Raw genomic sequence first — 18,376 nt, 5'->3', positions numbered from 1 at the left:
GGCCCCGGCCCGGCAGGAGACCAGCCGCACAAGGGCGTCACCATCCGCGCCGCCGACGGAATGCCCGCCGCTTCCTCAGGCGAACCCGACGACCGCGCGCGGGCTGTACGGCTCCTCGAGCTGCTTGAGCTCTTCCGGAGTGAGCTCCACGGACAGCGCGGCGATCGCGTCGTCCAGATGGTGTGGCTTGGTGGCTCCGACGATCGGTGCAGTGACGCCAGGCTGTTGGGCGACCCACGCCAGGGCCACCTGGGCCCGCGGAATGCCTCGCTCCTTGGCGATCGCAGCAACCCGTTCGACGATCACACGGTCGTTCTCCTGGTAGAGCGTCTTGCCGAACTCGTCGGTCTCGCTCCGTACACTGTCTGCGTCCCAGTCCCGGGTCAGCCGTCCGCGCGCCAGTGGACTCCAGGGGATCACCCCGATTCCCTGATCGGCGCACAGCGGCAGCATCTCGCGCTCCTCCTCGCGGTGGAGGAGGTTGTAGTGGTTCTGCATGGTGGCGAAGCGGGTCCAACCGTGCCGCTCGGCGGTGTACAGCGCCTTGGAGAACTGCCACGCATACATCGAACTGGCCCCGATGTACCGGGCCTTGCCCGCCTTCACGACGTCGTGCAGGGCTTCGAGCGTCTCCTCGATCGGGGTGTGCGGATCCCAGCGGTGGATCTGGTAGAGGTCGACGTAGTCGGTGCCCAGCCGACTCAGGCTGTTGTCGATTTCGGTGAAGATGGCCTTGCGGGACAGGCCGCCGCCGTTCGGCCCGGGCCGCATGGTGCCGTGCACCTTGGTGGCGATGACCGTCTCGTCGCGGCGGGCGTACTCCGCCAGTGCACGCCCGACGATCTCCTCGCTGGTGCCGTCGGAGTAGACGTTTGCCGTGTCGAAGAAGTTGATCCCGGCCTCGACCGCACGGCGGATGAACGGCCGGCTCGCCTCCTCGTCCAACGTCCAGGAGTGGCTGCCGCGGTGGGGCACTCCATAGCTCATACATCCCAGGCTGAGCGGTGAGACGTCCAGGCCGGTCGAGCCCAGCTTCACGTATTCCATGACTTCCCTTTCAGTACGGGAGGAAGCGGTGCAGAGAACGAAGCGGCACCGCGGTACCGCCGCCGCGTCCACCACATTCCGTCCCGGCTTCGGTGACGGCGCCTGTGGCTTCGCGGCCGGGCGTCGTCCGGGGTGATGACGGTGCGCTGCATATGCGTGTGCGCGGTGTGGACCGCGTTGGGCGCCGGCGGTGACCGTGGTCGTGTCACGGATCTCCCTCTTCGCGTTCGGGGCAATGACGAGCCGGGGGTGGAGAGCTGCCCGGTGGGCCGCCAGTTGCAGCGTAACGTCGGACGGCGAACCCGCCGTGGCGGTCGCTTGGTCGCCCGGCTCGGGACGTTCGCCGAGCTGGGCCTGAAGCCCGGTGCGCCGGGCGCGATCGAGTGCGTCCTGAGCACTGTCGGCGATCACCCGCACGGCAGCCTGATGCATCTGCGCCCGCGCTGCATTGCGCCGTGGTGGAGCGTAGATTGGTGGCGGCGGCCGAGGACGCAGAAGTGCAGCTGTCCGGTGTGCGGGTACAGCGGTTCCTGTATCGCGGCAGACAGTGACCGCGGGCGCAATCCGGCGCGCGACCGGGCGGGGCGACGCGATGCTCCGCCAGTACGTGGAGCAGCGTGTGGACGTGGGTCTACCGGCGGTTCGACAAGCCTGTTCCGGCGGGGGACTGCTCCCGGCGCCGCCTGGGCTGCTGAGTGAGACAACCCGCGGCGCATTGGAGCGGCTGCTCACCTCGTAGTTGCCGAGCGAACCCGACCGGACCGCGGCCGATCTGCTGCGGGCGACCGTCGACAGCGTGCTTTGCAGGACGATCCCCTCAGCACACCCCGGCATGGACGGTGAACGACGCCAGGCGGTCATGCCGACGGCCCACGACGATGAGCAGGAGGTGGGCCCGTGACTGGTGCATCCGGCAGGGTGGCATTGGTGACAGGGGCCAGCAGCGGAATCGGCGCCGCCACCGCGCGTCTTCTGGCCGAGCGAGGGATGCGCGTGGTGGTCAACTACCTGCGCAGCAGTACGGCAGCCGAGGAGGTCGTCGCCGGTATCGAGGCCGCAGGCGGCCGGGCCATGGCCGTGCAGGCCGACGTGCGCGAGGCAGCGGCGGTCGAGAGCATGGTCGAGGAGGTTCAGGCGGCATGGGGCGGCATCGACGTCCTCGTGCACAACGCGCTCACCCCGTATGTCATCAAGTCGTTCCAGGACATGACGTGGGAAGAGCTGGGCGGCAAGCTCGACGGCGAGATGCGTGCGGCGTTCGCCGTCACCAAAGCCGTCCTGCCCGCCATGACCGAACAGGGCTGGGGGCGCATCGTCTATCTCGGTACCGGCCTCAGCCGCCGGCCCCGGGAGGGCATGGTCGCACTGGGCACGGCCAAGGCCGCACTGGAGCAGTTGGCTCGGTACCTCGCCCAGGAACTGGGCCCGCAGGGCATCACCGTCAACGTTGTCGCGCCCGGCCCGGTGGAGGACACCCGCATGGCGAAGGCGCTCGACGAAGAGCTCAAGCAGCGGCAGATCGCCGCCACCCCCCTGGGCCGCCTGGCGCACCCGGCCGACGTCGCCCGAGCGGTCGCCTTCTACGTCGGCGAGGACAACGCCTTCATGACCGGCACCACGGCCGCGGTCAACGGCGGGTTGTCCATGTACTGATGCCGTGCTGCCCTCCGCACGCGAGGCCGCACCATCCCGGTCCGGCCGACGGACCGCATCCGGTGCACCGTCACCTCAGCACCACGGGCCGCAGCGGCCGGGCCCCCGGTACGCGCCGGCGCATGCCGGTCACACGATCAAGGAAAGACGTTCATGTACACGATCGATCTCGCCTACGTCGGGCGGGGCCTGCACGAGGAACTGGTCGCCTACATCGCCGACCAGCAGGGCTACTACGCCGCCGAGGGCGTCCACGTCGCACTGCGCGACGGCTGCTCCTGGGACGAGGAGCGACTGCGCCGTGGCGCGACCATCGGGCTCGGCCGGGCACTGCTGTCCCGACTGACCCATGGCACCCCCTGGGTCACACTCAATGTCAACACCCATCGCCCACTGTTCTGGTTCCTCGCCCGCCCCGGCCTGACCTCCTTGGCCGACCTGACCGGCCGACGGCTTGCGGTACATGCCCCCCACACCGCACCCGGGTGCTTCGCCCGGATCGTGCTGCGACAGGCCGGCCTCGACCCGGACCGCGACATCCACACCATCGTCCGCCCGCCCGGCGACTACGGCATGGACCTGCGCCGGCTGCACGACGGCAGGATCGACGCCGCTCTGGTCGGCAGCACCATGGCACCGGAGGCGATAGCCGCCGAGTACGGCTGGCAGGTGCTGGCCTGGGTCGGCGACCACTTCCGGATCCCCACCGTAGGCGTGGCCATCGACCCCACCTACATCCACCCGGACGACCCCGCGGTCCAGGCCGTCGTACGAGCCCACCGGCGCGCCCTGCAAGCGATCCACAACGAACCCGACACCACGGTCCGGCACATGCAGACGTTCCTCGGCCGACACACCGCAGACGAAATCCGAGCCCACTACGAGTCGTTCATCGCACCGTATTTCACCACCGACGGCCAAGTCGATCTCGCCGTCGGCGCCACCGCGATCACCGCGGTCGCCGCCGAAATCGGCGTCCCCGCCACCCTCCCCGCAGCCGAGTTCTACCGCACCGCAACCACCTTCCCGGGCGGAGCGCCGCGCGAAGGGTGCTGACCGGCGGCATACGGTCGCCGTACATCACTCTGTGCGTCCAGGCGGACACGTGCGGAAGACGCGTTGCTGCCCTCCGGTATCGGGTCCATGCTTGGTTGCATGGGTGACCACCAGGCCGGCCCCGACTTGACCGTGTCCGTCCGGCGCGCTCTCCGCGTGATGGAGGCCGCAGGGGCGCACGTGGGAGGTGCCCCTGCGCAGCAGCTGGCCCAGGAGACAGGGCTGCCATCGGCCACCGTCCAGGGGCTGCTGCGTGTGCTTGTCCAGGACGGATACATGACAGAGCTGGACGACGGTGCATTCGTCCTCTCCGGTAAACGCCACCCGCTGGGTGCCGGACGCAACCAGCAGGTCCGCTCGGTCCTGGCCTCCTTGCGGGACGATCTTTCAGTCGCCGTCTACCTGATCCTGTACGAGGACGGCGAAATCCACGTCACGGAAATCGTCGACAGTGCCCGGGCTCCGCGCGTGGACTTCTGCGTGGGCTTCGAAGACGCCGGACACGCCACGGCACTGGGCAAGAGCGTGCTGCGTGAACTGAACGAGGAGGCGCGCGCCGACTACCTCTCCCGCCACTCCCTGATCGAACTCACGCCCAGCACCATCACGCGCAGGGAGGAGCTGATGCGGCAACTGGACTCCTCACGGACAGCGCCGGTCGTCATGGACCGGGAAGAGTACACCTGCGGTACGACGTGTCTCGCGGTGCCCGTGTACAGCCATGACCAGGTCGGTGCACTCGGTATCTCCTTCCGGTCGGACCGGATGTACCGGACCACTCAGGTCCGGGCGGGGCTGCTGGCGTCGGCGCAACGTGTGACCAGGGGGCTCTCGCTCCCTGACTGAAGAGGCCCCGCCGGCTGGGGGCCGGCGTCGCAACGCCCGGACTGCCGCCCGGACGTCGCCTCCCTGCGTGATGCCTTGCGGGCGCGGACGCCTGGCTCGCCGTCACCGGCCGACGGCCGCCGCGAGGGCACGGCGTGCCTTGTGAGACAGGCCGCGGGCCATCAGACGGAGCTGCGCACCGGTGCACGGCCCGTTGAAGAGGATGAAGTCGTCGAAGGTGTGCACCCCGGGCCGGTCGGCGACCGCGTATGCCGCGTCCCGCACCGCGACCAGCTGATCCACCGTCATCTGCAGCTGGCGCTCGTCCGGTTGGTACCGTGCCCCGAGCGGGAAGTCCACGCCCGGGCGGGAGGTGAGCTCGACGTGGCAGCCCAGGACGTGGGTCACCGGCCGGGTTTGCGTGAAGTCCACCAGTCGGTCGAGGGTCGCGGTGAACTCCGCGAAGTCGAAGGCGTAGAGCCGGCCCGGGTAGACGGTGTCACCGGTGAGCAGGATACCCGTCCACGGGTCGTGGATCGTTACGGCCGCCCGGTGGTGACCCGGTGAGCCGATCACCTCCAGGACTCGGCCGCCGAGGTCGAAGTCGACGGTCTCCTGCGGCCAGGAGGTGAAGCCGAAGAACTCCTGGACCGCCTCCGGATTCCTGGCCACCACCGTGGTCGCCGGACGGTCGGCGAACTGGGCGTCGGCAGCGACGTGGTCGCCGTGCCCGTGCGTATGGGCCACGACCAGTTCGTAACCCGGACGCGGGTTCTCGCGCAGCCAGGCGTCCACCAACTCGTCGACAGTGCTCCGCAGTGGGAAGCGGGTCGGGTCGGCGGTCGCCCCGGTGTCCAGCAGCAGGGCCCGCTCGTTGCCGAAGAGCAGATAGATGAAGGGGGCCTCGTAGCTGACAGTCTTGCTCTGGCGCAGCACGAAGGTGTGCTCGTCGTAGGCGTGCACCTGGATGAGCGGCTCAGCGCCGTCGCGCTTGCAGCGCACGCCGTGGTTCCACTGCACATCGAGGCTGCCGGCCACGGGCGCGTTGCGGGTGAAGTCGATCGGGTCGACTGTGTTGTCAGTGGTCATCGGTACTGTCCCCCAGGTCTATGTCGGCAAACGGTGAGGCTGCCATGAAGTAACGGACGTGGCGCCGGTCGTCGGTGGATGCTTCCGGAGCGGTGTTCTGGACCTCGGCGGCGTCCCTGGCCAGGTACGGGCTCAGGATCGCGCGCCACTGTGCCTTGATCTCGGCGGCCTCTGCGGCCGTGACCCGCACGGTGGCAGCCATGCCCCGGGCCGCGTCCCGCCACTCGTCGCTCTCGCCGGGCGAGCGGTTCACCCAGTCGAGTGCACGGGCGGCCTCGCGCTCGACCACGACCCGGCTGAGCTGCTGCGCCACCAGCGGATCGACCTGTGCGCTGTCGCCCAGCAGCATCTGCCGGTCGGTGACCTGCCAGTGCCGCTCACGCCGGTCGCCGCCCGGCCCGGCGTCCTCGACGAAGCCGTACTTGGCCAGCTGGCGCAGATGGAAGGAGCAGCTGGCCTGCGAAACGCCCAGCGCCCGCCCGCAGCTCGCCGCCGTCGCCGGGCCGATCTTGCCGAGGGTCTCCAACAGGTCGAGCCGGATCGGGTGGGCCAGGGCGCGGATTGCCTTGGGATCGCTCAGTCGCATATGTCAAAGAGTACGTTGGCATCCGAGAATGTCAACGTACTCTTTGGCTTTTTTTGGCGGCTTCGGCTGTTGGAGCGTCCCAGTGGGTCATCGGATGCGGGGCTCCGGGAGCGGACGCCGCAGCGACAGGGGGTCCAGGTTCGCGGGATGAGGACTCCGGCACCGACTGGTTGTGGCCACCGGTGGCAGCCGCAGTCCCCGTGAGTCCCCGCCCGATCCGGTGCGGTACCGCCCGACGACGGCGTACTGGCCTGCCCGTTGACGGCCATACGCACATCGACGGTTGAGCGTCCGGCCAGTGCTGACCGCGCCCGACGGGGCAGTGCCCCTCTGCGAGGGATGGAGCATCGTCCCCAGGCTCACCCTGTGTGTCGTCGACGGACCGGAGGAACACGGACTCGTCGTCCCCGCCCTCGCCGCACCGGTGCTCGACGGCACCGACGGACGCGCCGTGTCGGGTGACATGACCGACTGGTGCGCGGATGCCGAACATGCCGGAGGAGCAGTGGTCTTGTCGTTGGAACAACTGCCCGAGGTGCTCGATTGGTCTTTCCTGCTGAGCTCGGGTATCGCCCGCGGCGGCTTCATCCCCACCCTGGCCTGACCTCTGCAACGGTCGAAACTCGTCCAGGCACCGTGGCCCTGGCCGGCATCTCGGGGCGGGACAAGGAGCCTTGGCCTCACTGGAATCGACAGAGGGGCTTGCCGACCTTGGCAAGTCCTTCTGGCTTTCACTCATCTGTCGGGATGGCGCGGGCCCTGCACGCACGACTCCTTCCGTCGGCCAGGTGGCTGTCCGGGCCTCGGCCATGTGGAGGCGCGGGCGATGTGGTCGAAGACCGTGACGTCGGTGAGCCGGGTTCTCGTCGCCGCCGGGACCGGCAGGCGACGTGGGGAGGCCCGGCATGCCGCGAGGCCCGCGTCGCAGGACGCGGGCGTCGCCGGGTGCTGTTCAGGGGTCAGGGAACGTTTGTGACGGACTCGCAGCGCACGGCGACGTCGTGGTTGCCGGCTTCGCCGTCGCAGGAGTCGGTGTTCGCGCCGCCGTCCAGGAGGTCGTTGGCGGGGCCCGCGAAGATGGCGTCGTCGCCGGTGTCGCCGTGGAGTACGTCCCGGCCGCCGGCCGTGCCGACGCTCGCATCCCCGTCGCAGTTCACGTTGTCGCCGAAGAGGCGGTCGTCGCCGCCGCGTCCGTCGATCACATCCTTGCCCGCGAACGTCCGGGAGGCGTCGCCGACCGAGCTGTCGCCGAACAGGAGGTCGTCGGCCGCGCCGCCGGTGATCCGGTCGTTGCCCGCTCCGGTCGCCTGCCCGCCCGCGGGGTCGCCGATGTTGTGGTCGCCGATGGCGAAGATACCGCCGTCGGCGCCGAGATCGATGATGTCGTCACCGCCGCTTCCGTGGGCCCCGTCGATGCCTTCACTGTCCCCGATGATGCTTTCGGCTGTACCCGGCCCGGAACGGAGCACGTCGTCGCCTGCGCGGGTTGCGGACCCCTGGAAGGGGGTCGCCGAGTCCCCGAGCAGGCCGTCGTTGCCGTTGCCGCCTTCCAGGTGGTCCCGGCCGCCGCCCTCGGCATTGCCTCCGAAGGCGACGCTGTCCATCACGTCGGCGCCCGCGGAGCCGACGATGACGTCGCGGCCAGGTGTGCCGGTGAGGGGGCCCGCGCCGGTGAGGGTCGCGGGAATGCCGAAACAGGTGGGAGGGGCGGCGACAGCGGTGGTCGCCGGAATTCCCAGCGTGATCAACGCCGCTGAGACGATGCCGGCCGAGAGGAGCCGAGCCATGCAGGACCTCCAGGTCTGAGGGGTAGCAGAAGGAGGTCTGCCTCACGGAATGGTGCTTCGGACACACCTGAATCCGTTTGCCGCACGCCGTCCATCGAACGGGCCAGCGGGCTCAAAAGCGGCTGTGAGAGGCGGTTGAGGCTCTCGGCTTCACCCGGGGCGAAGGTGCTGTCGACCAGGCCGAGCACCGGCGACGGAACGGGTTCGCCGCGTGGCTCTTCACTCCGGCCGGCTCCGGCTGGTACCCGACGACGGCGCTACAGGAGGCACGGCCGGTGCCCGTGCTCGCCGAATCCGGACCCGGTGTGCCGGCACGGGGGAAAGGCGCGCAAGCGCGAGCGGACTCCTGCTGGGTGCCGATTGCGACAGAGCTCCCGCCTCACGGTCCGGCAGTGCCCAGGGTGCACCGGGTGCACGTCTGACGGGACAAGTCTCTGCCCCGGCGACCGGCCACCGGGGCGCCGGGCAGACCCGTCATACGCCTGAGCGATCGGTGTGGGCCGGGCCGCGTCGGCGCGCCATCAGTTGGCCGGAGGAAATCAGGAGGAGACCGGTGAACAAGAGGGCATTTCCGCCGAAGAAGCGGATCTCCCAGGAAACGCTCGGCAGGATGCTGAAGTAGAACAGGCCCTGCAGAACAAGGGACATGCCCAACAGCAGGCCACCCAGGCCGTGGAGCCGGGGCCTGGTGACGCTGCGGCGCGCCGGGGGCAGGAGCCACCCTGTCCGGAGCGTCACCAGCCCCACTGTGATCGCCAGCAGGCCCATGAGCATGCCCGTTCCTACCACCCATGCCATGAAGCCCACTTCGTTCTCCGATCGGGTGAGGCCGTGCGTCACGCTCGCTCCGGCGAGGCCCACACGATCGCCGGATGTGGTGGGCGTGACAATGCCGGACACCGAGAAGCCGGTTCGCCTCGCTGCGTGTCCTCCGGCCTCGGCTGATGTCACACACCGGCGGCCGGACAGTGGAGACTTGCACCGCACACCAGCCCGACCGGCAGGCAAAACGCGGACATCGATCACAACTTCATACGCGCCCTAGGACGGAACCGAGCGCACCCCGCCGCATCGGGCGGCCGTCGCGTACACCCGCCGCAGCACGTAATGCAGCTGAGTGCGCTCACCCCTCGTGAGGGATGCCAGCAGTACTTCCTGCACGGATTCCATGTCATCCTGCATGGCCCCCACCGCCGCCGTACCGGCCGGAGTGAGCGTCACCACCTCGTGCCGGCCGCCGATGTGGACGACCATCACCTGCACCAGGCCCTGAGCCAGGAGATCACCGATCACCCGCGAGACGTCGGCTTCGGGCATCTCGACCTGCGTGGCGAGATCGAGCCGGGCGTGCGGCCCCAAGGCGGCCGGCGTGTCAAGGACCGACCGGTGGAGAGGGCTCAACCCGCGCACACTCAACCGCTCGGCCATCAGCGTGTCCACGGCCCTGCCAGCTGCCACCAGAAGATGCACCGTCTGCTCGGAGGGACTCGACGACCCGTTCCCCCTGTCGTACACGCCGCATCCAATCACTGGGGAGGGGACGTCACTTCAGGCCTGGGCCTCGCGGACGACCGGCGCTCACGGCCCGCCGCCATCGGGCACGGAGGCGCCTTCGGCCCCGGACCCACGCGGCGCTCCACGCCTGCAGAGGTGTGTGAAGCAGACCTGGGCCAAGCATACGGGCGCCCCAGGCGTCGGTCTACATCGATGTCGTCAGTTGGATGTTTCAGCGACCTCGCACAGCTTCAGCGGCGAACTCCACGTACTCATGCAGCCCGTACGCCAGCACCAGTCCCAGCAGAGCCGCTACCGTCACCACTGTCACGAGCCCTGCCACGGCCGCCTGTGCCCTGCGCGCCGGCGGCCGGACCGGTACCGGTTGCAGCAAGGCTTCGACCCGCTGCGGGACCGGCCCGCTACTCACCGACAGCAACGGGCCACGGCTCTTGCCCGCCCGCTCGGCGGACGCACCGACCAGCGCCGCGCGTGCGATCGCGGTCGCCGCCAGACGCCGGTCGCCCACCGAGGAGGCTGCCGCCTCGTCCGCCCACCGCTCCAGGTGGAAGTCCAGGGCCGGGCGCAAGGTCCGCAGGGCCGGGTGCACCGCGGCGGCCAAGTAGGCGGTGGCGGACAGGAGATGGTGGCGACCCGCCAGATGCGCCCGCTCATGGCCGAGCAGCACCTCGCGCTCCGCCGGGCCGAGGGCCCGGAGCATGCCCGTCGTCACGACGACCCGCCCGCTTCGCCCGCGCCGTCCCGGCAGCGCGAACGCCTGCGGGTCGGGACCCGGCACCACGAGCAGGTCGCCGTCGGGCACCGCGTCGCCGAGGGACGCCCAGGCGTGCGCAAGCAGCGAGCGGTGCTCGAACCAGCGGCGGACCACCAGCACCGTCTGGAGCACCAGTACCGTCCCGGCGGCAGCGGCGACCGGCACCGCGGCCGGCCACTCGGCCGCCATCCGTGGCAGCGGCATCTGTTCGAGGGAGGCGAGGAACGGCACGTGGAACAGGCCGACCAGCGCCGCCACCGTGCCCCCGGCCAACAGCACGGCGGCCCCCGTCAGCGCCGCGCACGCCTCCCGCGGCGGCAGGAGCACGGCCAGCCGTCGGGTGGCCGCCGCCGCGCCCCACGGAAGCATCAGCGCCAGCATGACCAGGGCCAGGACCAGAGTCATTCGTCTTCCTCGGACTCCAGGAGCAGACGCCGCAACGCATCCTCGTCGTCCTCGGACAGCGAGGACACGAACCGCTTCAGCACCAGGTCGCGGTGCGGCTCCCGCTCCAGTTCCCGGCGCATGCGCCCGGCCGCCAGCCCGGCGGAGTCGTCCGCTGCGGCGTAGACGAATCCCCGCCCCGCGCGGGTCCGCACGAGCGTCCCCTTGTCGTGCAGGCGGGTCAGGATCGTCGTCACCGTCGTCCTCGCGAGGTGCCGACCGAGCGCGGCGTTGATCTGCTGCGGCGTCAACGGTCCCTCGGCCGCCCACAGAATCGCCAGCACGTCCGCGACGAGTTCACCGTGCGGACGCCTTGCGTCCCGGTCGTCCTCCACCATTGCGTCACCGCCCTGCTGCTGCCCCGGACGGACACGCCCGGACACCCAAATAGGTTTGCCTTGCCCAACCTTACGGGGCGTGGCACGGGCTCCGGCTTGGCCCGCATCACCTCCCCGTCGAGCCGTCAGGGCAGGCGAATACGCGGATACCGGAGGAGGTTCGCACCGGCTTTCGCGAGCCCGCAGGGCCATCAGGGAACCCGGTCGAGTTCCGCACGGCCGCGCTCGTCCTCGTCCGGGGCGGCTACTGCGGCTTGTGGCGGGGCGGTTGATGTCCGTCTTCGCCCGGCCAGGGCGGAGCGGGATGCCCGGGGCGTCGTCAGCGGGCGACGTCGAAGACCTGCTTCTGCAGCCCGTTGATGTAGATCTCGTGCTCGACCAGCGTCAGCTTCTGGGTGTCCTTGTCCGTGGTGCTGAACAGGCGCTTGCCGGCGCCGAGCAGCAGCGGGTAGACGAGCAGGTGGTAGCGGTCGATCAGGCCCGCGTCCGAGAGGCTGTGGTTCAGCCGGGCGCTGCCGTGGACGATGATCGGGCCGCCGTCGGTCTGCTTGAGGGCCGCGACCTCGTCGAGGGAGCGCAGGATGGTGGTCTCGCCCCAGTTGGAGACCAGGCTGTCGTCGGTGAGGGTGGTGGAGACGACGTACTTCGGCATCGTCTTGTAGTGCGTGAACTCCGCCATGTCCGGCCAGACGGGGCTGAATGCCTCGTAGCTGACCCGGCCCAACAGGATCGCGGTGGACTCCTGCTGTTCCCGTCCCTTGATCTCGAACGCCTCGGGGACGAAGTCGATGTCCTTGAAGGTCCATCCGGAGTTGCGGTAGCCGGGTTCGCCACCGGGGCCCTCGACGACGCCGTCGAGCGAGATGAAGGCGGTGCTGATCACAGTGCGCATGGTGTATTTCCTCGGTGTCGTGGGTGTGCGTGGTGCGACTGCTCGGTGGGCGCCCGGGCCGCGTATTGCGGCGCGGGCGCCCGATGCTGAGGCGCCGGTGACCACTGCGAAGAGCAACTGGTCCAGCAGCTGCGGGGATGCGCGTCCGGGTGTCCCGACGGTGCGGCTGTGTGCCCGGACGCGTCAGGGTCAGGTGAGGAGGCCGGTCAGCCACTGCTGCCAGGCGGCCTCGGCGCTGTCCGTGTCCGGGCCGAAGAGGTGGTGGAACATCACCATCACGCCGGGGGCGTGGTGGAAGGTGTAGATCCCGTCGGCGGTGCGGACCTCGATGCGTTCGTCGTCCGACCACGTCACTTCACCGTCCAGCGGCGGCAGGCCGGCCGGCTCGGCGTGCGCCGGTGCGCCCACCGGGATCGGGTCCGGCAGGGACAGTCCGCGGGCGAGGGCCGCCCGGCCCTGCTGCGCGGGCTGCTCGCCCGAGAGCGCCACGGCGAAGACGGGGATGCCGGTGCGTCCCCGGAAATGGGCCAGGTATTCGCGGAGCGTGTGGAGGTGGAAGGGCCAGCCGCGGCGCAGCGCGTCGTACTCGTCCTGCCAGTCGTCGCCGAGCATGCCGCTGTGGACGACGCGGAGCACGGTGCTGCCGCCTCCGCGCCCCTCGATCAGGTATTCGAAGGCCATGAAACGGCCGTCCTCGGCGGTGGCCGTACGGAGGGCGAAGCGTTTGCCGGGTTCGTAGGCGGTGACCACCGACTCCTCCCGGTTGCCCCCGGTGTCCATGGCGGCGGCGCCACCCTCACGCGGCTCGACCTCGTTGCGCCCCATGAACCAGGAGTCGATTCCCGGCCCGGTGGCGATCGCCTCCCAGACCTCTTCGGGGCTCGCCGGCAGGGTCGTCTCCTGCTCGATCTCGAAGGGGTGCGTCATCGCGGGCTCTCCTGTCGTGGTTCGGACTCGTGTCCTGGTGTCCCCCCGGTCTTCGGCTGCGGTCCGGCCGGGCTCTGCGGTGTGCCGTCGGGCGCGGCGGGGATCTGGTGCAGGCCGACGATCACCCGGTGGCTGCGGCCCTGGGCGGCGAACTCGTCGTGGTAACGGCTGACGAGGGCCGTCACGGCCTGGGTCAGCTCGTCGGCGAACGCCGTCCGGTCGGCCGCGGAGGCGAACCGCACCTCCGCGTCGATGGCGTAGGTGGCCACCCGTCGCCGGGCCCGGGATGCGCCGGTCACCAGGGCGCCGACCTCCTGTACCAGCCGAGATCCCAGCGCCAGCAGCCAGCGCGCCGAAAGCTGGTCCGGAGACCGGGAGGGGTCCGGACTGACGGCGGCCAGGGCGCTGGGGGAGATGACGTACGAGGCGGCGGTGGCGCGGTAGATGCGCTCGGTGACGTTGCCCTTGCGTCGTTCCTCGGCGAGTTCGACCAGGCCGTGACGCTCGAGTTCCTTCAGGTGGTAGTTGACCTTCTGGCGGGGCAGCCCCAGGCGGCCGGCCAGCATGGCGGCCGAGCCGGGCTCGGCCAGGGCGGCGAGGATCCGGGACCGTATCGGGTCCAGGGACGCCTCGGCAGCGGCGGGTTCTTCGATCACAGCGACGTCCAGCACCACTCCAGGATCCGACCGACAAAAAAATTTGTCAAGACAGGAGAAGTCGTCGGTCGATCCCGGCCGATGTCCGAACCGCATGGCGGCGGCCTGAAGGTGCCACGCGGCGCGAGGACAGGAAGCCCGACCGGTGCCGCAGGACGAGGACTCGACGGAGACCTCTGTGCGCAACGCGTTCGCGGCTCGGTACGACACGGTGAAGCCGTTCCCGTCGCTGCTGGGTGCGGAAGAGGCGCTGTCAGGTGCAGCAAACCGACAGCAGCTCACAACCCCCCGCGGTCGAGGGCCGCGACCTCGCGTACGGCCTCGGCGACGGCCGGGAAGTCCTTCTTGAGGATCGCACCGTGGTTGCCGGCGACCTTCGCGCTGATCTGGATGTTCGGGTTGTGGGCGGTCACCGCATCGAGGCTGGTGCGAATCCGTTCCTGCTCATCACCGCGGCTTCCCAAGGAAGTCCCCGAAGCGACCACGTACCGCACCGGGACGGTGATGTCGTCCAGCACGGGGCCCAGCTCGCGCTCGCGGGAGAGCCTGCCGAGTTCGATGTTGCTGTTCGCCTGCTGTTCGGCGGTCATCCGCGGGGCCAGGCCCGTCGGGCGCAGCAGTGGCAGGAACCAGCTCATCCGCCGGAACAGCTTCCGGATCCGCTGCTCCATGGCCTCGTCGAGCCAGTCGTACGGGAACGCGCCGTCGACCAGGACCACGCCCATGGCACGTTCCGGATTCCGGCCGGCCCAGTGCGCGCCGACGACCGCCCCGTAGGACCAGCCCACCACCAGCGCCCGGTCCACACCCCTGGCCGCGAGAACGGCATCGACGTCCCGGACGGCGGCCTCGAAGGAATAGTCCGCGGAGCGCTGCGACTTCTTGCCGCGGGCCCGCTCGTCGTAGGTGATGTGCCGCCACCCCGTTCCCAGTTCGGCGACGACCCGCCGCCAGTACCCCTGGGTGGCGAACTGGCCGTTGAGGTAGACCACAGGGATACCGGGACCGCCGGTGTCGGTGACGGCCAGGGCCGTATCGTCGACCGGCACCATGCCGGTCCACTTCGAACCGGTCGAGGATGAGCTGTTCTTCGTCATGTGTTCCCCCTGGGTGTGTGAGGCGTCTCGTACGACTTCTCCAGGACCTGCATGTGGTTCGCAAGCCTCTCGGGACGGTCGGCCGGGTCCTCGGCGACGACCGACAGGATCTCGATCGCGGTGGGCCCGGCCGGACCGTCCTGGTTCCGCTGCTTCAGAGGCTGCGGGCGGTGATGTCGCCGTGGGAGGTGGTGGCGCGGATGTCGAGTTCGGCGGTGCCGTCGTTCTTGAGGGCGTTGCTGACGCGGCCGTGGCCGGTGCCGGCGTCCAGGGCGGCCGAGACGCCGGCGGCGGCGGTGACCGAGATGTCGCCGGACTGGGTGCGGAGCACGACCGTGCCACGCACGGCCTCGGCGATCCGGATGTCGCCCCTTGCGGTGCTGATCTCCGCGGGGCCGCCCAGCCGGCCGAGCTCGACGTCGCCGTCGACCGCAGTGAGGCGGACGCTCGCGGCCTCCTCGATCTTGATCTGGCGGTACGCGCCGTCGAAGGTGACGTCGCCGAGGCGTCCGATGCCGCGGAGCTCGGCGCCTGCGGCCTTGGCCTCGATGCGGGAGCCGGCGGGCAGTTGGACGGTGACCTCCAGGGATCCGGAGGGGTCGAAGAGCCGGCTGTCGGCGGTCGAGGCCGTGATCCGCAGGACGCCGTCGGCGTAGGCGACGGTGGTCTGCTCAGCGGCCTTGATGTCGCGGCTCTTCGAGGGGTTGGCGGGCAGGACCTCGACGGTGGTGTCGGCGCGGTCCGAGGCGATGAACCGGATGCGTCCGGCAGGGATGTCCAGGACGGCGGAGATGGGGGCGGGGGTGTCGAACTTCTGCATCGTGCTCTCCCGTACTCGCTCGTTGTTTCTGACAACGGAAACGCTACGTTGCATTCCATGGTTGGGCAACATGTCTGTTGCGCAGAATCTGCATCTATGCAGCTAGGAGCCGATAAACTGTTGCAATGAATATGATGATAATGCAACGGTCCTCACCTTGATCATTGCAATGGATAGGGAGTGAACGCTATAGTGGGGATTGGGGGCCGCCACGAAGGATCACCAAGGAGATCGCGATGCCGGGAGGCAGGCTCACCCAGCAGGAACGCCGGCAGATCGCTCTGGGGCTGGCCGACAGCCTCCCCTACGCCGAGATCGCCCGACGCCTCGACCGTCCGACCTCGACGGTCACGCGTGAGGTGATGCGCAACGGCGGCCCCGCCGCCTACCGCGCCGACCTGGCGCACCGTGCCACCGAACGCCGCGCCCACCGGCGCAGGTCCGCCTCCTCCCGAGGGCCGGAGTCGGCCCCCCAGCCGCACGGACGCGACGGCGAGGCAGTGGCCGAGTACGAGGAGACGTTCGCCACCGTCCTCATGGCTTCGGGCCTGACCAAGATGGCGGCCCGGGTGCTGACCTGCCTGTTCACCACCGACGCGGGCAGCCTCACCGCGTCCGAACTCGCTCGGCGCCTCCAGGTCAGCCCGGGGTCCATCTCCAAGGCGATCACCTTCCTGGAGAGCCAGAGCCTCGTCCGCAGAGAACGCGACGAACGCCGTCGCGACCGCTACGTCGTCGACGACGAACTCTTCTACCAGGCGACGATCGCCAGCGCCCGGTCCAACGACCAACTCGTCGAAACCGCGCGCCAAGGCGTCGCCATCCTCGGCCCCCACACTCCCGCCGCCACCCGCCTGGAGAACATCGCCCGCTTCCTCGACTTCATCAGCGAAAGCATCACCCGCGCCGCCGAACAGGCCCGCGAAGTCCTCCACGCCAAACCCGAAACAACCTCGAACGACGCCGCCCGACCAAGTCCGGACCGTGGATAGACAGCCGTCTCGATCGTCACAGCCATGGGCGAAGCCGGCTGCGCCTCGGAAACCGGCGGCCGACTGTCACCCTGCCCGGAGGCGGGCATGGCGAAGAAGGCGTGAGCCCTCCCACTTTCCGCCCTCCAAGGAGCAGCAGCGGATCGAGGCGTTCTTCCGCCTCTGCAACGAGCCGGGCAGGGCAGCACCAAGGCGGCCGAGCTGAACGGCTACGGCAACGCCGAGAGGGCCACGCGCCACGTGCAGGACGCTGCGGAGAGCTACCGGGCGAAGTGCGGCAGCCGACGCTCGCTGGGGTCGACTCCGCTCCTCGTGCGATCGGGGGCCCAGGGAACTCCACGACGCCACGGCCACTGATGGGATGAGCGAACAGGGATCGCTCGGTAACCACACGTCGTCGTGGTCGTCTGCCGGGACCGGCCCATCACGGGGGTGCCGGCTCGCGTTCGTGGGTCCGCCGCCCGAGGGTGCATGGTGGAAGACATGACCCTCGGCCTGTCTCATACCGGGCTGCGGCCGCCGTGGCATCGACGGTATGCGCTGCTCGCGGTACCCCTCGCACTCATCGTAGTGATCACCCTCGTGGACGTGCTGGCTCCCCAGGACATTCACCTCGGGCCATTGCTCGTCATCGCGCCCGCGATCACCGCCTCCTTCGCGGGCCCCCGGATGACCGCTTTTACGGGCATCCTGGCCGTGGCCGCCCAGGTACTCATCGGCGCGTACGAAGATTTCACCCGGAACATCGATGTGCAGCTGGTGTCCCTCGCTCTGCTCACATGCCTGACCGTGTTCTTCAGCCTGGTGCGGGAGCGGAAGGGCAGACAGCTGGCGCAGGTACGGGCAGTGTCCAAGGCCACGCAGCAGGTACTGCTGTGGCCGCTCCCGGACCGGATCGGCCCGCTGAGAACGGCCTGTCTGTACCTGGCGGCAGAGGAGGAGGCCCAGATCGGGGGAGACCTGTACGCAGCGATCCGCGACACCGATGGGACCCGTGTATTGATCGGCGACGTGCGGGGCAAGGGCCTGGACGCCATCGGCGAGGCGGCTCTGCTGCTCGGCGCCTTCCGCGAGGCCGTCCACGAGTACACCACCCTGCCCGCCCTGGCATCAGCCCTCGACCGCAGCGTCAGTCGGTACCAGAGCGACTTCGCCCCCGACAACGAGGCCGGAGAGAGCTTCGTCACCGTCCTGCTCGTGGAAATTCCCGACCGCGAGCGCATCATCCGGATAACCAGCTGCGGCCACCCGGCCCCGCTCCTGCTCAGCCCGCACTACACCGTCACCCTGCCGAACCTGACCCCCGCGCCTCCGCTCGGCATCGGCATGGGAGAGGCGGCACCGGACGACTACACCGTCGACGAGGCCCCCTTCAGGCCCGGCGACACCCTCCTGCTCTACACCGACGGCGTCATCGAAGCCCGTAACCCCATCGGCAACTTCTATCCCTTCGCCCAACGCGCGGCCCAGTGGACCGACAGCCCTCCCGAGGTGCTTCTCCACCACATCCAGAGCGACCTGCTCGCCCATGCGGGCGGCCACCTCAACGACGACGCCGCCCTCATCGCCATCCACCGCACGCCGCCCCACAACGGCCGCCGCACAAGGGCGACCATCGCACGATGACCGACAACTGGCCGCGATCCACACGGATAGCAACTGCTCGGCCGCTGGTGAAGGGACCCGCACCACGAGACGGCGCCCCTGACAACTGAGTGTCGGTACGAGCTGCCGGTAGGTGTTGTCCCTCCTCCGGATCGACTGTCGCTGATCGAGGGGACATGCGCAGCCTTCCGCGGCCGACAGCGGATTCTTCCGCGAGCTCTGCTGTGGGATCGCACGGTTCGTGGCAGGGGCCACGCCCCTGACCAGCACTCCTTCGGCTGTCTCACGTCGTG

19 protein-coding genes and 1 pseudogene are annotated in these 18,376 nt (G+C 69.7%); 7 read left to right on the top strand and 13 right to left on the bottom strand.

The features are described from left to right. Positions 1 to 75: 75 nt before the first annotated feature. Entirely contained in the window at positions 76 to 1,047 is a 972-nt protein-coding gene (locus OG878_RS04980; protein ID WP_328885620.1) for an aldo/keto reductase, read from the bottom strand. Positions 1,048 to 1,944: 897 nt separating this feature from the next. Between OG878_RS04980 and OG878_RS04975 the strand changes: the two genes are divergently transcribed. From OG878_RS04975 to OG878_RS04965, 3 genes are all read left to right on the top strand, one after another. Beyond that, positions 1,945 to 2,700, top strand: a complete 756-nt coding sequence (locus tag OG878_RS04975) for an SDR family NAD(P)-dependent oxidoreductase (RefSeq protein WP_328885619.1) — start codon at positions 1,945 to 1,947, stop codon at positions 2,698 to 2,700. Positions 2,701 to 2,853: 153 nt separating this feature from the next. Further along, the gene (locus OG878_RS04970) at positions 2,854 to 3,756 is read left to right on the top strand and encodes an ABC transporter substrate-binding protein (protein ID WP_328885618.1); all 903 of its coding nucleotides are present in this window, start codon (positions 2,854 to 2,856) and stop codon (positions 3,754 to 3,756) included. 99 nt (positions 3,757 to 3,855) lie between these two features. After that, a complete protein-coding gene (locus OG878_RS04965; protein ID WP_328885617.1) occupies positions 3,856 to 4,602 on the top strand; it encodes an IclR family transcriptional regulator in 747 nt (248 codons plus the stop codon). 102 nt (positions 4,603 to 4,704) lie between these two features. Here the strand turns inward: OG878_RS04965 and OG878_RS04960 are convergent, their stop codons facing one another. After that, positions 4,705 to 5,670 (bottom strand): MBL fold metallo-hydrolase, encoded by a 966-nt coding sequence (locus OG878_RS04960; RefSeq protein ID WP_328885616.1) that lies wholly within the window; start codon positions 5,668 to 5,670, stop codon positions 4,705 to 4,707. After that, positions 5,660 to 6,256, bottom strand: coding sequence for a winged helix-turn-helix domain-containing protein (locus OG878_RS04955; protein ID WP_328885615.1), 597 nt, complete (start codon positions 6,254 to 6,256; stop codon positions 5,660 to 5,662). Before OG878_RS04955 ends, OG878_RS04960 begins: the two co-directional genes overlap by 11 nt. 298 nt (positions 6,257 to 6,554) lie before the next feature. Between OG878_RS04955 and OG878_RS04950 the strand changes: the two genes are divergently transcribed. After that, positions 6,555 to 6,860 (top strand): hypothetical protein, encoded by a 306-nt coding sequence (locus tag OG878_RS04950; protein WP_328885614.1) that lies wholly within the window; start codon positions 6,555 to 6,557, stop codon positions 6,858 to 6,860. Between the two features lie 355 nt (positions 6,861 to 7,215). On the opposite strand, the gene OG878_RS04945 is transcribed toward OG878_RS04950, so the two are convergent. Then, entirely contained in the window at positions 7,216 to 8,043 is an 828-nt protein-coding gene (locus tag OG878_RS04945; RefSeq protein ID WP_328885613.1) for a calcium-binding protein, read from the bottom strand. A 128-nt stretch (positions 8,044 to 8,171) separates the two neighbouring features. On the opposite strand from OG878_RS04945, the pseudogene OG878_RS04940 reads away from it, so the two are divergent. Next, positions 8,172 to 8,429, top strand: a pseudogene (locus tag OG878_RS04940) (LacI family transcriptional regulator); the annotation flags it as partial. A gap of 88 nt (positions 8,430 to 8,517) precedes the next feature. Here OG878_RS04940 and OG878_RS04935 read toward each other — a convergent pair. From OG878_RS04935 to OG878_RS04895, 9 genes are all read right to left on the bottom strand, one after another. Further along, the gene (locus OG878_RS04935; RefSeq protein ID WP_328885612.1) at positions 8,518 to 8,943 is read right to left on the bottom strand and encodes a hypothetical protein; all 426 of its coding nucleotides are present in this window, start codon (positions 8,941 to 8,943) and stop codon (positions 8,518 to 8,520) included. A gap of 141 nt (positions 8,944 to 9,084) precedes the next feature. Beyond that, positions 9,085 to 9,501 carry a MarR family winged helix-turn-helix transcriptional regulator gene (locus OG878_RS04930; RefSeq protein WP_328885611.1) on the bottom strand — a complete coding sequence of 139 codons (417 nt, stop codon included), beginning with the start codon at positions 9,499 to 9,501 and terminating at the stop codon, positions 9,085 to 9,087. A 268-nt stretch (positions 9,502 to 9,769) separates the two neighbouring features. Then, complete coding sequence (locus OG878_RS04925; RefSeq protein ID WP_328885610.1) at positions 9,770 to 10,717, bottom strand: M56 family metallopeptidase; 948 nt, start codon at positions 10,715 to 10,717, stop codon at positions 9,770 to 9,772. Then, on the bottom strand, positions 10,714 to 11,094 hold the full coding sequence (locus OG878_RS04920; RefSeq protein WP_328891134.1) for a BlaI/MecI/CopY family transcriptional regulator: 381 nt from the start codon (positions 11,092 to 11,094) through the stop codon (positions 10,714 to 10,716). Before OG878_RS04920 ends, OG878_RS04925 begins: the two co-directional genes overlap by 4 nt. A 319-nt stretch (positions 11,095 to 11,413) precedes the next feature. Continuing rightward, positions 11,414 to 11,986 (bottom strand): dihydrofolate reductase family protein, encoded by a 573-nt coding sequence (locus OG878_RS04915; protein ID WP_328885609.1) that lies wholly within the window; start codon positions 11,984 to 11,986, stop codon positions 11,414 to 11,416. 189 nt (positions 11,987 to 12,175) lie between these two features. Next, entirely contained in the window at positions 12,176 to 12,913 is a 738-nt protein-coding gene (locus tag OG878_RS04910) for an SRPBCC family protein (protein WP_328885608.1), read from the bottom strand. Continuing rightward, positions 12,910 to 13,584, bottom strand: coding sequence for an ArsR/SmtB family transcription factor (locus tag OG878_RS04905; RefSeq protein ID WP_328885607.1), 675 nt, complete (start codon positions 13,582 to 13,584; stop codon positions 12,910 to 12,912). The genes OG878_RS04910 and OG878_RS04905 overlap by 4 nt, the downstream gene beginning before the upstream one ends. A 263-nt stretch (positions 13,585 to 13,847) precedes the next feature. Then, positions 13,848 to 14,666, bottom strand: coding sequence for an alpha/beta fold hydrolase (locus tag OG878_RS04900; protein WP_328885606.1), 819 nt, complete (start codon positions 14,664 to 14,666; stop codon positions 13,848 to 13,850). A 154-nt stretch (positions 14,667 to 14,820) separates the two neighbouring features. Further along, complete coding sequence (locus tag OG878_RS04895) at positions 14,821 to 15,486, bottom strand: DUF4097 family beta strand repeat-containing protein (RefSeq protein ID WP_328885605.1); 666 nt, start codon at positions 15,484 to 15,486, stop codon at positions 14,821 to 14,823. Between the two features lie 236 nt (positions 15,487 to 15,722). On the opposite strand from OG878_RS04895, the gene OG878_RS42180 reads away from it, so the two are divergent. Together OG878_RS42180 and OG878_RS04880 are read left to right on the top strand one after the other, a co-directional pair. Beyond that, entirely contained in the window at positions 15,723 to 16,478 is a 756-nt protein-coding gene (locus OG878_RS42180; RefSeq protein ID WP_443049058.1) for a helix-turn-helix domain-containing protein, read from the top strand. A gap of 483 nt (positions 16,479 to 16,961) precedes the next feature. Beyond that, positions 16,962 to 18,104: a PP2C family protein-serine/threonine phosphatase gene (locus tag OG878_RS04880; RefSeq protein WP_328885604.1), complete on the top strand. Its 1,143-nt coding sequence runs from the start codon at positions 16,962 to 16,964 to the stop codon at positions 18,102 to 18,104. The last annotated feature ends 272 nt before the right edge of the window (positions 18,105 to 18,376 follow it).

Source organism: Streptomyces sp. NBC_00316, from assembly GCF_036158715.1.
GTDB lineage: Bacteria > Actinomycetota > Actinomycetes > Streptomycetales > Streptomycetaceae > Streptomyces.
Note: the sequence above shows the minus strand (reverse complement) of the source record. Positions and strands in the feature narration are given on the sequence as shown.

Coding starts and splice junctions, on each gene's coding strand:
- OG878_RS04980 (WP_328885620.1), bottom strand. CDS start 1,047: ATGGAATACGTGAAGCTGGGCTCGACCGGCCTGGACGTCTCACCGCTC.
- OG878_RS04970 (WP_328885618.1), top strand. CDS start 2,854: ATGTACACGATCGATCTCGCCTACGTCGGGCGGGGCCTGCACGAGGAA.
- OG878_RS04965 (WP_328885617.1), top strand. CDS start 3,856: ATGGGTGACCACCAGGCCGGCCCCGACTTGACCGTGTCCGTCCGGCGC.
- OG878_RS04960 (WP_328885616.1), bottom strand. CDS start 5,670: ATGACCACTGACAACACAGTCGACCCGATCGACTTCACCCGCAACGCG.
- OG878_RS04955 (WP_328885615.1), bottom strand. CDS start 6,256: ATGCGACTGAGCGATCCCAAGGCAATCCGCGCCCTGGCCCACCCGATC.
- OG878_RS04945 (WP_328885613.1), bottom strand. CDS start 8,043: ATGGCTCGGCTCCTCTCGGCCGGCATCGTCTCAGCGGCGTTGATCACG.
- OG878_RS04925 (WP_328885610.1), bottom strand. CDS start 10,717: ATGACTCTGGTCCTGGCCCTGGTCATGCTGGCGCTGATGCTTCCGTGG.
- OG878_RS04920 (WP_328891134.1), bottom strand. CDS start 11,094: ATGGTGGAGGACGACCGGGACGCAAGGCGTCCGCACGGTGAACTCGTC.
- OG878_RS04915 (WP_328885609.1), bottom strand. CDS start 11,986: ATGCGCACTGTGATCAGCACCGCCTTCATCTCGCTCGACGGCGTCGTC.
- OG878_RS04910 (WP_328885608.1), bottom strand. CDS start 12,913: ATGACGCACCCCTTCGAGATCGAGCAGGAGACGACCCTGCCGGCGAGC.
- OG878_RS04900 (WP_328885606.1), bottom strand. CDS start 14,666: ATGACGAAGAACAGCTCATCCTCGACCGGTTCGAAGTGGACCGGCATG.
- OG878_RS04895 (WP_328885605.1), bottom strand. CDS start 15,486: ATGCAGAAGTTCGACACCCCCGCCCCCATCTCCGCCGTCCTGGACATC.
- OG878_RS42180 (WP_443049058.1), top strand. CDS start 15,723: ATGCCGGGAGGCAGGCTCACCCAGCAGGAACGCCGGCAGATCGCTCTG.
- OG878_RS04880 (WP_328885604.1), top strand. CDS start 16,962: ATGACCCTCGGCCTGTCTCATACCGGGCTGCGGCCGCCGTGGCATCGA.